This window comes from Streptosporangium sp. NPDC000095, from assembly GCF_042899335.1.
Taxonomy (GTDB): domain Bacteria; phylum Actinomycetota; class Actinomycetes; order Streptosporangiales; family Streptosporangiaceae; genus Streptosporangium.
Genome location: NZ_JBIAZS010000005.1, coordinates 255480 through 268681, shown reverse-complemented (window position 1 = coordinate 268681; position 13202 = coordinate 255480). Strand labels below are relative to the sequence as shown.

Genomic DNA, 13202 nt, shown 5'->3' with positions numbered 1-13202 from the left:
GTCCGTGGCTGGGGAGAGTGCCCGTGAGGGGGCGGTTCGGCGGGCAGGTGGCGAGGGTGGGCGTGGGCGGTTTCTTGCAGAGGCCGAGGTGGCGTCGGGCCGTCATGCGGGTGCGGACCTGGACGGCGGTGGGTTGTTCCCACAGGTGGCCGGGGCGGTGCGGCAGGCTGGCCGCGTCGTGGGCGTAGGGGGGATGGCCGCACCAGCGGCAGCCCAGGGGTGAGGGTGGTCGTTCGGCGTGCCATCGAACCCGGATGATCTTGACGGTTCTACTAGGGTTGAGCACAGTTCGCACCTCCAGTGTGCGGACGAGGCTCTGCCAGGCGACGTCACTCGCCTGGCAGAGCCGTTTTGTGGGGTTCCAGGGCTCGGGTTCCTGGATGTCCGTGGTCCTCTAGGTCAAGGCGGCTTCCCTGGTGTGGGTGGGGGCCGCCTGGACGAGGACCGCTGCGATCGCGGACGGTGCGCTCAGCGAACAGGGGTATCTCCTGTCACTGCTCACGAAAGGTGACGCTATGAACGCGCAGAGATACCGACATCGGTGCTGCTGATACTTTGGCGCGCGGGGAGGTCAAGCAGGTCACGGCGGGTTACCGTGAGCCCATGGCCTACTTGGACCCGGCGGCGGAGAGCGTGGGAACCCGCGTACGGCGTGCTCGTAAGCGCGCGGGCATCCCCCTGACCGAACTGGCGCGGCGCGTCGGCCGCGCCCAGTCCTGGGTATCAGCGATCGAGAACGACAGCCTTCCCCTGGACTCCATCGCGCTCGTCAACACCCTCGCCCGCGCCCTGCGTGTACATCCCAACGAGCTCACCGCAGCCCCTACCGGGGCGACAACCCAACAGAGGATCGAGGACACACAGCGATCCCCGAGATCCGCCGTCAGCTAGAACGCTACGACCTCGACCCCGAATGGGCCGGCGAGGTGCGATCGCTGCCCGAGTTGCGTGCCGCGACCGAACATGCCTGCCGACTGCGGATAGAGACCCGCTACGCGGAGTTGGCCGACGCACTGCCGGCGCTGCTCTCCGAACTTCAGGCGGCGACCCACCTGTACGCCGAGCCTGACCGCAGCGCCGCCTTCGGACTGCTCTGGTCCACTTACCGGGCAGCGGACTCGGTCGCCTACGACCTGGGGTACGCAGACCTCTCCCTGATCGCGACCAGCCGAACCCACTGGGCCGCCGAACGTTCGGGAGACCCCCATCACCTGCCGGTAGCCATGTGGCGGCGCGCACGGAACCTGTGGGCCAGCACCTCATGGAACGACGCACTCGCCGTGCTCGACACGGCCTGCGCGAACATCGAGGACGAATACACCGCGGGTCAACCGGAGGCACTGGCCGTCTGGGGCGGGCTGCAACTGTGCGCCGCGATCACCGCAGCCCGCAAGAACGACGCAGACGAGGCGTGGTCGCGACACCGGCTCGCGTCAGAAGCGGTCACCCGGCTCGGGACTCGCCAGCGCACCAACTACTACGAGATGTGCACCAGCCAGACCAACGTCGACATCCACGGCGTCGCCGTCGCGGTCGAACTCGGTGACGGCCCCCAGGCCGTGAGCAGGGCAAAGATGATCCAACTCCCGAAGGGCCTACAGGCCAACCGCGTCGGATACCACCACCTCGACTACGCTCGCGCCCTGCTCTGATGCGGCCACCGCGAAGCCGCCACAGCGCAACTGGAACACGCCGAGAAGGCAGCCCCCCTCCTCATCCGCAACCACCCCATGGCCCGACAGGCCGTACGAACCCTCCTGGACCTGGAACGCTACAGCTACCGCGAACGCATCCGCCGCCTCGGCGTACGCATGAACATCCTCTGAAACGTTCGATTGTGTACTCTGCTGGCGTCCATCGGCCTCTAGTTGCTCCCGTTATGAGCCCTACCGGCAGGTGATCGCCACCACCGACTCGGCGAGGTTGCCAGATGCCAGCACCTGGTATCTGACCACCAACCTGCCGCGCTCCGGCGGCCCGGCCGCCGCCGACTCCTCGCACCCACCGGCCGACCTGGCGGCACTCGTACGGATCTACGCGTTGCGCTCCTGGATTGAGCAGGGCTACAAGCAGCTCAAGGACGCACTCGGCTGGGCCGACTTCCAGGTCCGCTCCTCGGTGGCGATCCGCCGCCACCAGACGCTGGTGATGGCCGCGTTCTGCTTTTGCCGGCGCACCTGGTTGACCGGAAGCGGCCCGCCCGATGGCAGCGTGGGCCCGGGCGGCGAACCACCGCCTCTGTCGAGTGAGAATCATTCCAACGGTGGCCAGACCGTCGAGGATGGGGGAGAAAATCAGCTCCGACGCCCAGCTCAGGCCGTCTTGGCCGTCAGCGCTGCGCCACGTCCGCGGCTGGCTCACCCCCTGGATACGGCTCCAGCGTTACTGGCGTGCCTGGTCCAACGCGTCCCCGCCCCCTGAACTCCAGCGCCGGTGAATTCGAGTGATCGTCGCCACGGGGTCACCGTTCGCGCGTCGTCAACATACATGAGAAGAGTGCCTTTGAACTGGGACGATCGGACTTGTCTAAGGTCCCGCCCACACCAGCTCAAGAGACACTTTTCCCGTGAAGACTACCGATTCGCGACCCAAGATCGTCATGTCTTCCGACGGCTCCGGGCTCATCTCCCACTCAGGCGCACTGCTGCTACTGGAAACACTGCGCGTCACCAGCCTGGACCAGGCCCTCTCAGAGCAACTACGACGATGGCGACCGGCCCGCGCGATCCACGACCCCGGAAAGATCATCGCCGATCTCGCCGTCAGTCTCGCTCTGGGAGGCGACTGCCTGGCCGACATCGTCACCTTGCGCTCCCAGCCACAACTGTTCGGCCCCATCGCCTCCGATCCCACCGCCTCCCGGCTGATCGACCGGCTCGCCACCGACACCGCCAAAGCCCTCACCGCGATCCGATGCGCCCGAGCCATCGCCCGCGAACACGCCTGGACCCTCGCCGGGCCGACCTCGCCCGGAGCCGACGGCCACCTGATCCCCATCGACCTGGACGCCACCATCGTCATCGCCCACTCCGACAAGGAAAACGCCACCCCGACCGGGAAGAAAACCTTCGGCTTCCACCCCATGACCGCCTTCGCCGACCACGGCCCCCACACAACCGGCGAGCCACTGACCCTGATCCCGCGACCGGGCAACGCCAGCTCCAACACCGCCGCCGACCACATCACCGCCACCCGCCTGGCCCTGACCCAACTCCCCAAAGCCCTCCGCCGACACGTCCTGATCCGCACCGACTCAGGCGGCGGCACCCACGAGTTCCTCACCTGGCTGACCCGCCCAGGCCAATGGCTGAAGTACTCCATCGGATTCACCATCACCGACGACATCGAAAAGGCGATCCTGCGCCTGCCCGCCACAGCCTGGACCCCCGCCTACGACGCCGACGGACAGGCGAGAGCAGGCGCCTGGGTCGCCGAGATCACCGCCATGCTCAACCTCACCACCTGGCCCGCCAAGATGCGCGTCATCGTCCGTAAAGAACGCCCACACCCCGGTGCACGGCCTCGTTTCACCGACGCGGGCGGACACCGCTTCACCTGCTTCGTCACCAACACCCCTGGCGGGCAACTTCCCGAACTGGAACTACGACATCGCCGCCGCGCCCGAGCCGAGGACCGCATCCGCACCGCCAAGGACACCGGCCTGCGCAACCTGCCACTGCACGACTTCACCCAGAACCGGATCTGGTGCGAGATCGTCGCCCTGGCCTGCGACCTCATCTCCTGGACGCAACTGCTCGCCCTGAACGGCCCCGCCCGCCGCTGGGAACCCAAACGCCTGCGACTACGCCTGTTCGCCATCGCCGGGCGCCTGGTCCGCGGCGGCCGACAACTCCGGCTACGCATCGCCGCCCACTGGCCCTGGACACCACAGATCATCGCTGCCGTCACCCGCCTGCCAAGCCTTACCCGCACAACCTGACCAGCGCCAAACCGCTCCACCGACGAAGAAAGGACGCCCACGGGCTCGTGGAACCCCGCCCACCCGGCGCGACAACCAAGCCACCACGCTGACCAGGACGCGAAATCAACCTTCAGCCGAATACCTCAGCCGACCACACGAAGATCATGAAAGATCGAGGCTAACCCGTAGGGTAAAGCTCTAAAACCATCAGCGCTTCCGGCATGGTTTGCCTTCTGGCCATTTCGATTGCTTTCGTGACCTGTGGACTATCTAGTTCAAGGAACTGGTATGAATCTATAGGCTCCATGCTCAGGCTTACATTTTTCCATTTTTGCGATTTCATCCGTAGGGGATCTTCTTGGTCGATCGCCTTCCATTCGAGGCTATGTAGAAAATTGCTTGATCTATTGATTGCTTCTTTAACGCTCGGACTCTCGGTGTCGATTATCAAAATTTTTATTACGGTGCTACTACCATCCCAAGGGATCTCCATGTCGGCCTCTGACACAACCTTCCCGGCGTCACGAATATCACGTATAACATCAGGGTTGACCTGCAATTTCTTTCCAGGAAATACCCACGACCCGCATCCGGACACCAAGGAAACAAAGAGCAGTATCGCAAATAATTCTCTGACGCGGAGCCACCATTTTGGTGCGCCAACTTCGACGGGCGACATTTTTCGGGAATCTCCTTTTCAGTCCATTTAACATGAAGCATTTTATCGCTTATAAAAATATGGCTGCCGTCGGTACCACTATAACCCCGACAGTCTGATACTCGCAGCGCTCTGCACACCGGTTGTTATCCAGCTCTGCATGGGAACGCCTACGCTAACACCGAGGTACTCGGCGATCCTTGCGTGCATGCGAGCCATGTCCACACCGCCACGCCCTCCGACGGCCAGGCTTGCCGAGATGTCCATCAGCCCGACACTTTGACGATCTTTGGCTGGTCGTCTCCGATGAACAGCAACTCTTCTCCCGTCAATCATCCTCGGCAATCGTTCGGGAGAACTATCAACGACCTAATGAATCAGTGCTTATGCTCAAGCAGCGGGCACAATATATAATTAGCGATTAACTTACCCGGCTACCTGTAGTGGTGCAGTCTTTTGTTGGGACTCTCGATCCAGATCGAAGCCAGAGTCGACAGAAAGATATTAAAGAACCCTCGGAAGTTTTCATGTTGAAGCGAGGTCACGCCCTCCCTGAATGGGGAAGGCGCTACTCGGGCTCATTTTGGTTAATTATTTCCGTTCAGGATTAAATTTTCCTGCCCACATCCAGTATTCCTCGGCAACCTCATGTCCTATGCCGTACATGAATTTATAGCGGTCCTTTATAGCCTTTCTGTTTTCGACAGAATAGCTATTCAGTGCACTATCGTTGTAACCGCTCTTAATCCATGCTTCGAACTGCTTTGGCGAGCCAGCGCATCCGCAATAAAGGAGGGTGGCTTGCCAGTCCGTTAAATTATGATTAGCTATTTTGACGGTCTCTTTTAGATGGCGCATGCGTGCAGCGGCCAACCTGATTGACCAACTATCACTATTAATCAACATATCTGCGACCGTATCGTTCGTCAGCTTTTCTATGGGTGTTCCCAAATATTTTTTTCCGGCATAGTACTTCTTGAGCATGGCTTGAGCCTTATATACCTCAAGCTGTGCTATCCCCAGAGAGGCATCCTTGCCCTCTTTGTAGTATGAAGCTTTCGCCGCAGCCCAACCTAATTTCGTTTCCCAGAACATTCCTTCATAGATAAGAACGGCCACTAGAGCTTCCTTGCTCACTCCATGTTCTTTTGCGGCGGAAGCAATCGTTCGACTGTGATGCGTGAGGGAAGCGTACAGGCTAGAATATTTATATTTTTTCGGAGGGGTGCCACCTGAAGGGTTACCGCCTGGAGGTAGCGTCAACGAGCTCTTTGAGTCGGCAGCCCAGAGCAAATTATCCTTCGTTGCTCCTGCGGCTATCAATGCTTCAGAGTTTGTAAATATCCACGAAGTGGCTATCGCTCGATCATCCCATTCATTGCTATACATCTGCATGGCGCTATACGCTAGCATAAATTCATTTTGCACCCCCCCGGGGGCATTCCAAAAATCATCTTCCATACCCTTTGGCATTGGTCTACCGTTAGGCATGACGCCCAACTTTCTGCCTTCTTCCTCAGTGAACTTTGGTGCCCACCAGAAGTCCCCGTAGCGTGCTTCCCACCAGTAGTCGTCTTCTTTACTGTTGGGGCCGGTGTACACAAGACAGCACGGCTGATCCCCCCACGCGTTGTACGGCTTTCCCGGGATGATCGGTTTGGGGGTCCAGTTTGAGAAACCTCGGTCAACGCGGTTGTCCCAGTAGCTGCTTATGTCGTAGGACTGCCAGTCTGAGATTCCACCGCTTGCAGTTTGAGAGCCTGGACCCAGGATGGGGATGCTGTTGTGGCCGGTGGGGTCGGTGTTGGTGAGGGGGCCGGCGTTGGCGTAGGTGTAGCGGTTGGCTTGGACTGATGGGTCGGGGTTGAGGGTGGCGGTGTCGCGGGAGGTGAAGGTGCCGGTGCCGGGTTGGTACCAGCGGGCGTGCATGTTGACTTTGCCGGTGTCGGGGTCGGTGTATTCGCCTTGGTAGCCGAGGCTGCGCTGGGTGCCGGTGCGGTGGGTGACGGCGCCGAAGGGGTCGTAGGCGACCGAGTCGACCAGGGCGGTGGCGGAGAAGGTGCCCACCACGTCGCCATGCAGATCGTTCATCACAGCGAGTGCGGGGCTTGCGCCTTCTTGCAGGCTGAGCAGGCCGCCGAACGGGTCGCGGCCGTATTTGGCCATGGTGGTGTTGGCGCCGTCGGCGACGGTGATGAGGTCGTTGCTCAGCCCGGAGTAGGTGAAGCGCTGCTGGGTGGCGTCGGCGGTGCGTGAGGTCATCCGGTCCAGGGCGTCATAGCCGTAGGTGGCATCCCCGTCGGAGATGAGCCGGTCGAAGGCGTCGAAGGCCAGATTGCGGGTGACCCCGGCTTTGGTCTCGGTGGCGAGGGTGCCGCGTGGGGTGTAGGTGTAGTCGACTCCGGCGCCGGAGGTGAGGCGGTTGCGCTGGTCGTAGACGAAGGTGTCGGTGCCGGCTTTGGTGCGGTTGCCGGAGGCGTCCCACTCATAGGCGGTGACGGCGCCACCGGGCGCGGTCCAAGAGGTCAAGCGCCCGGCGCGGTCATGGGTGTAGGTGTTGGTTCCGGCTCCGGCGGTGCCGGTGGTGGTCTTGGTGGTGAGGTTGTCGTCCTTGTCCCACCCATAGACGATCTTCGACAGTTCGGTGCCGGAGTTGTTCTTCACCGCTTGGGAGGTGAGCCGGTCCATGGTGTCGTAGCCGTAGGTCTGGGTGCCGACCGGGTTGGCGGAGGTTTTGCTGGTGAGCCGGTTGGCGTTGTCGTAGCCATAGGTCCAGGTGCGGCCGGTCACCGGGTCGGAGGCGGTGCTGAGCCGGTCGACGGCGTCCCAGGTGTAGGTGGCCGTCCCGGTCGGATCCACGCGCTGGGTGAGGTTACCCGTGGCGTCGTAGGCATAGGCGGCGACCTGGTTGCTGGCCTTGGAAACCTTGGTCAGCAGACTACGGTCGTTGTACTCCAGACTGTAATCACCGATCGCGGTCACTCGCCCGGCCTGGTCGTAGGTGACCGCGCGGTTCACGGTGGCCGTCGCAGCGCCGCTGCCGGTCTCGGCGGTCATCCGGTCCAGGTGGTCGAAGGTGCGATCAAGGCGCACTCCGCCTGGTTGCAGGGTGGTGGTGGCGTTGCCGGAGGCGTCGTAGAGGTTGGTCCAGGTGCGGTCTGCGGCGCCTGGGTGGGTGGTGGTGGCGGGTTCGATGACGGATTCGACCAGGCCGAGGGTGTTGTAGGTGGTCCAGGTGGCGTTGCCGCGGCCGTCGGTGGTGCGGGTGCGCGCCCCGCTCGCGTCGTAGCCGAACGTCGAGGTGATCGACGAGGTCGCGGAGACCGGTTCGATCAGGGAGGTCAGCCGCCCCGTGGCGTCGAACGTGCGCTGCGTGGTGTGGCCTTCGGCGGAGGTGGTGCTGGTCGGGTTACCGGCGGCGTCGTAGCCGAAGCCGATCGTGCGCAGCACCGTGACAGGGCTGGTGCCGGTGAGGTCCTTGGCGGAGACCTTGCGGCCGGCGAGGTCGTAGGCGACCTCGGTGGCGTTGCCGAGCGCGTCGGTCACCTTCGTCTGCCGGCCCATCAGGTCATAGACGGCGGTGGTGGTGCGACTAGCTGGAGCGGTGGTGGCAGGGGTGGCCGGGGCGATGGTGGTGGTGACCTCTCCGGCGGCGTTGACCGTGTAGGTGGTGGTCTTGTTACCGGGCGCGACGCGCTTGGTGAGGTTGCCGGCGGTGTCGTAGGTCAAAGCGGTGGTGTGCGCGGCGGTGGTGGGGGTGCGCTCGATCACGGTCTGGGTAATCTGACGGCCCAGGTCGTCGTAGGTGGCCTCGTTCCGTGCGCCGGTGGGGTCGATCACCGCGACCTGCTCGCCCAACAGGTTGTACTCGCCCACCCAGGCGCCGCCCGGCCCGGAGGGGCCGGGGTCGGTGACCTTGACCGGACGTCCCAGCGCGTCGTAGACGGTGGAGGTGACATGGTTGCGCGGGTCGGTGACCGTGGTCTGCCGCCCGGCCGCGTCGTAGCCGAAACTCACCGTCGGGGTGATCGCGCTACCGCCCGGCGGAGTGTAGGACGCGCCGATGGTCGAGGTCAGCCGCCCGGCCTTGTCGAAGGCGATGGTGGTGGTGCGCCCTTCGGCATCGACGATGTGGGTCTGCTCCCCCGCGCTGTTGTAGCCGTATCTGACGGTGGGCTGCCCGGTGGCGGCGGTAGTTCCGTTCTTTTCGATCGTCACCTGCGCGGCCTTGGTCTCAACCAGCCGTCCGGCCAGGTCGTAGCGCATCGTGGCGGTGAAGTTCGCAGCCGTGGCGCCGGAGGCGTTCCCACGCGGGTCGGTGGTCGCGCTCAGCAGGCCCCGGTCGTCGTAGAGGTTGGTGGTGATCAGGTCCTCAGCCCCGTTCTCCACCGTCTGCCGGGTCACCTGATTCAGCACGTTGTGCAGATAGGAGACCGATTCGGTGCGGGTGGTACCGGTCGCGGTAGAGGTCTTCTTGGTGGCGTTGCCGGCCGCGTCGTACTCGAAAGCGGTTTTGCGCCCCAGAGCGGTGGGGTCGAGCGTGGTGGAGGTGAGGCGGCTCGCGGCGTCGTAGACGGACTCGATGGTGGTCTTGCCGCCGCCGCTGACGTGGCGGATGAGGTTACCGGCCGGGTCGTACTCGTTTTCCTGCAGCACCACATCGTCCGGGGTGGTCAAGCCGTTAAGGCGCACATCGTCGCCGACCGTTGTCGCAGCACGGTTGTCCATCCAGTAGGTGTAGGCCTTCTTGCGGCCCATCGCGTCGACCTGACCGGCCAGCCGACCACCGGGGTCATAGGAGGAGGAGGTCAGCACCACGTCCTGGGCGGGCTGCGGGTTGAGGGGGCTGCCGGTCCAGTTCTTCAACGTGGCAGAGGCCGGCTGGCCGCGTTTGGTGTAGGCGAAGGTGATCACTGTGCCCGCCGGGTCGGTCGCCGAGGTCTGAGCGCCGGTGACATCCCAGGTGGAGGCGGTCACGCCGCCCTCAGGATCGGTGACCGTCTGCGCTCGCCCCAGGGCGTCGTAGGTATAGGTGGTCGTGCGCGGCGCATCGCCGCCTGTCAGGTCGGTCACCGTGGTGGTGAGCGGGTTGCTGTCGGCGTCGTAGGCCAGCGTGGTCTTGGTGGTGTGGGTGACGTCGGTGACCTCGTTCTTCACCCCGGGTTCAGTTTGGGTGAGCAGACGGCCGAGCCCGTCGTAGGTGAAGGCCGTACTCACCCCACCCGGGTGGGCCGTCGAGATCTCGGTGCGGGAGGTCAGTCGGCCGACCGCGTCGTAATCAAAGGTGGTCTTCAGCCCTGAGGGGCTGGTCTTCTCGGCTACCTGTCCGGAGGCGGTGTAGCGGTAGGTCGTCTCGTTGCCCTTGGGGTCCTTGGCTGACTCCAGTAGTCCGGCCGGGGTGGTGCCGCCGCCGATCGCGGGCTCGGTGCCGTCGGTGTAGGTGGAGATCGTCGAGCGGCCGGTGGGGAAGTCCGGGGTGGCCGGGCTGGTCACCTTCGTCACCTCACCCTGGGTGGTGTATTCGGTGACGGTGGCGTAGGTGGTGTCGGTCTCAGAGGCCGAGCGCCCATCGCGGTACACCGTCACCTGGTCGTTGCGCGGATCGAACGCGTCACCGGTGTTGAGGTGGTATTTCCAGCGTTCGATCGCGCATTGACCCGGAGCGCGGCAGTATTTGCGGGCGATGAGGTTGTCGCGCTCGTCGAAGTAGACGTCGTTGACGATGTTGTTGCGGTCGATCAGCTTGGCCAGCGAGCCCGACAGGTTGTACTCATACCAGGAGGTGTGGCCCAGCTGGTCGGTCTCGCCGATGACGCGATAGCCGCGCCAGGCGTCGTAGAGGTACTTCAACTGCTCGTTGCGCGGGTCGACGACGGTGACGCGGGCGGCGCCGCTTTGGGGGTCGTAGGTTTGTGCGCCGATCTGCCAGGTGCCGCCGTTACGGTCAACATGGGTTTTGAGCCGGTCGGTGGCCGCGTCGTAGGTGTTGGCCGCCCATACCCGGCCCGAGGGCAGGGTGAGGCCGGTGAGCTTGTGCGCCGCCTCGGCCCGAGCCGCGTGGTGGGCGCTCACCTCGGCTACGGTCAGTGGTTTGTCATAGAGGGCGACCTCGTCGATGAGCCCCTTGAACGCGAACGCAGCCCGCGGAGAGGGGACCGCCGGGGAGGTGGCCGGGTCGGCCACCCCGTTGCCGATCGTCGCGCTTTGCCGCCAGGCGGTCACCGCTGCGGTCAGCGTGCCGACCTGCGCGCCGTCCAGGAACAACGTCTGATTCGAGCCCGAGACGCTCAGCACCACGTGGTGCCAGGTGTTGTCGTTGACCACACCCGTGGAGGTGATCGGCGCGGTGACCGCGGCCAGTGAACCGCGCAGCTTGCCGTCGGTGCCGACGTACAGCATCGGCCCCCAGGGGATACCGGAGGTTTCCTGGGTTCCGGCGGCCATCAGCACCCCGGACTGCGCTGTTTTGAACCACAGCTCCACCGAGATCTGATCGCCCAGATGCGGCACCGTGTGCGCGGGCAGCTTCAGCGCCGAGCCGGTGGTGAACTCCACCGCGGTGTCGGTGCTGCCGGCCAGCGCGCCGGGCTTGGCGTAGGCCACCGACTGGTAGGTGGCGTTGGTTTGGCTCGCGCCTTGGTCGGTGGCCGTTGTTCCTGAGGTCTCGCCCAGCCGCCAGTAGGCGTAGGGGTCGGCGTCCAAAACGCCGCTGCGGTACTGCGAGCCGGTGCTGTAGCTGTAGTGGGTGCAGTTGGGAGCGGCCACCGGCGCACACACCCCGGTCAGCCGATCATCGTCGTAGTGGTAGGTCCACGTCAACGGCGCACCGTTCACCGGGTCACTGGAGACCGAGGTGACGTGAGCGCCGGTCCAGGTGAACGACAGCGACCGCCCGCCGGCGGCCGTCACCGTCGCCAGCTTCCCACCCGTGCCGTAGGTCAACTCCACGCCGCGGCCCCGTGAATCGGTGACCTCACTGAGGCGGCCTTGGGCGTCGAAGGCGTAGGTGGTGGCCGACTTGTCCATCAACCGCCAGCTGCCGCCACCATCTTCGGCCAAGGTGGCGTGCATTCCCGGCGGCGGCTGAAAGACTCCCGCCCCGGTGCCCATGAACCGCACCTGACGGCCGTCGGGGTAGGTCACCAACGCCGAAACCGCCGCTCCTCGCACCTCCTTGACGACCTTCATGTCCCAGCGGGTCGACCACCCCGCCCCGAAAAGGCCATCGGTGCGCGGGTCCATGCTGTTGTAGGAACGCGTCACCGACAACGACGGCCCGGCGGTGGGAACCGACAGGTCGGTGGCAGTGGTGGTGTAGTTACCGCTTTGCTGATGAAACTCCTGACCACCGGCGCCGGAGGTGGCCAGCAGGGAGGTCACCACGGGCTGGCGAACCCCGGTGACGAAGGTATGCACCGGCGAGAGCGTCGACGTCGAGTTTGAGGTGTCGGTGACGGTGACCGTCCACCAGTACTGCTTACCCCACGCCAGCTTGGCCGTCGGCACCTTCCAGGTGCTCACCCCGGCCGCCAAGGTGCCCGAGGAGGTGCACCCGGTCCCGGTCATCGTGTCCTTGTCACAGATCTTGAACGCATACCGCACCGACCCGCCCACCACACTGCGCCCCTGGGCCCGCAACGTGGGAGTCAGCGAATCCATCAACATCCCGCTCCGCGGGAAGGTGTTCAGCAACACCGGCTCATCGACCAGCAGCGACTCCTGCCGCTGTGCCGCAGGAGGGGACTTCTTCGCCGACGACCTGCTTTGCGTGTCGCCCTCCCGCTGGTTGACGAACCGCTCCTCGATCGGGACCGCTTCTGAGGGGGGTTCGATGTCGGATCGCCACTGGCCCTCGACCACCCCCGCCGACACCTCACTGGTCGCCTCAGTGCCCACCAAAGTCGGCAAACCGGCGGCTGATCCGGTCAACTGACGCGGCGTCACCAGCGGCAACCCCGCCAACGCGGGCGACACCTCGACGACGGCCACAGCCGGCAGCGCCGGGATCTGCAACAACCCGGGAACGACCACGAGTAACGCCAAATGCGCCCAGCGGGCCGAGCGCAACAATGACAGACTCCGGCGCATACGCCGTCACCCTCCGAACAAGTCAGCGCGGAAGCCAATCGTCCCCGCGTTACCCCAGCCCACGACAGGTTCCAGCCCACGGCCGGGGTCAATGGTTCGGAGCGTGCCAAAAGCAAACGATCAGAAAGTACCCATGAAATCTTTATGCGCGCAATATGTGTAAGGAGGGCTAAATAGGACACGGGCTTCGGGTTTGAAAGTGCCGTGTATTGAGGCCGCGTTCTCGCGGTGACGTTCGGTGATAGAAAGAGGTGGGTCGAAACAGTGACGCAGGGGAAGGTGTCGGTAGCTCACGGTTCATGTCGGGTGCTTCGTCTTTTGGGTTTTTCTGAAAACGCGGTCCGCGAGCGACGGGATATGGCGATCTCGCGATGGTCCGAGGGGGAGCAAAGAGTTTGAACGCGCGGTTTTGGGGCGGGCCGAAGGTGGTGACGATGGTGTTGGAGTGGCTGAAGGTGATTCTTCGCGGGTCGAAAGGTGGAGGCGGGAAGGTCGCGAGCCAGTGTGATCCGGAGCACACCGAGGCGGGCCAGC

Annotated in this window: 6 protein-coding genes; 4 read left to right on the top strand and 2 right to left on the bottom strand. The window is 64.1% G+C overall.

The features are described 5' to 3' along the window. Window positions 1-603: 603 nt before the first annotated feature. From ACFY3V_RS14315 to ACFY3V_RS14300, 4 genes are all read left to right on the top strand, one after another. On the top strand, window positions 604-891 hold the full coding sequence (locus ACFY3V_RS14315; RefSeq protein WP_389773318.1) for a helix-turn-helix domain-containing protein: 288 nt from the start codon (window positions 604-606) through the stop codon (window positions 889-891). A gap of 35 nt (window positions 892-926) precedes the next feature. Next, window positions 927-1652, top strand: a complete 726-nt coding sequence (locus ACFY3V_RS14310; RefSeq protein ID WP_389773315.1) for a hypothetical protein — start codon at window positions 927-929, stop codon at window positions 1650-1652. 244 nt (window positions 1653-1896) lie between these two features. Then, window positions 1897-2421 (top strand): hypothetical protein, encoded by a 525-nt coding sequence (locus ACFY3V_RS14305; protein WP_389773312.1) that lies wholly within the window; start codon window positions 1897-1899, stop codon window positions 2419-2421. 145 nt (window positions 2422-2566) lie between these two features. After that, window positions 2567-3940: an IS1380 family transposase gene (locus tag ACFY3V_RS14300; RefSeq protein ID WP_389773309.1), complete on the top strand. Its 1374-nt coding sequence runs from the start codon at window positions 2567-2569 to the stop codon at window positions 3938-3940. Window positions 3941-4100: 160 nt separating this feature from the next. On the opposite strand, the gene ACFY3V_RS14295 is transcribed toward ACFY3V_RS14300, so the two are convergent. Next, on the bottom strand, window positions 4101-4601 hold the full coding sequence (locus tag ACFY3V_RS14295) for a hypothetical protein (protein WP_389773307.1): 501 nt from the start codon (window positions 4599-4601) through the stop codon (window positions 4101-4103). 570 nt (window positions 4602-5171) lie between these two features. Further along, on the bottom strand, window positions 5172-12668 hold the full coding sequence (locus ACFY3V_RS14290; RefSeq protein WP_389773304.1) for a LamG-like jellyroll fold domain-containing protein: 7497 nt from the start codon (window positions 12666-12668) through the stop codon (window positions 5172-5174). Between the last annotated feature and the right edge of the window lie 534 nt (window positions 12669-13202).

What these genes read in the sequence shown, in the direction of transcription:
- ACFY3V_RS14315 (WP_389773318.1), top strand. Translation starts at nt 604, where the DNA reads ATGGCCTACTTGGACCCGGCGGCGGAGAGCGTGGGAACCCGCGTACGG.
- ACFY3V_RS14295 (WP_389773307.1), bottom strand. Translation starts at nt 4,601, where the DNA reads ATGTCGCCCGTCGAAGTTGGCGCACCAAAATGGTGGCTCCGCGTCAGA.
- ACFY3V_RS14290 (WP_389773304.1), bottom strand. Translation starts at nt 12,668, where the DNA reads ATGCGCCGGAGTCTGTCATTGTTGCGCTCGGCCCGCTGGGCGCATTTG.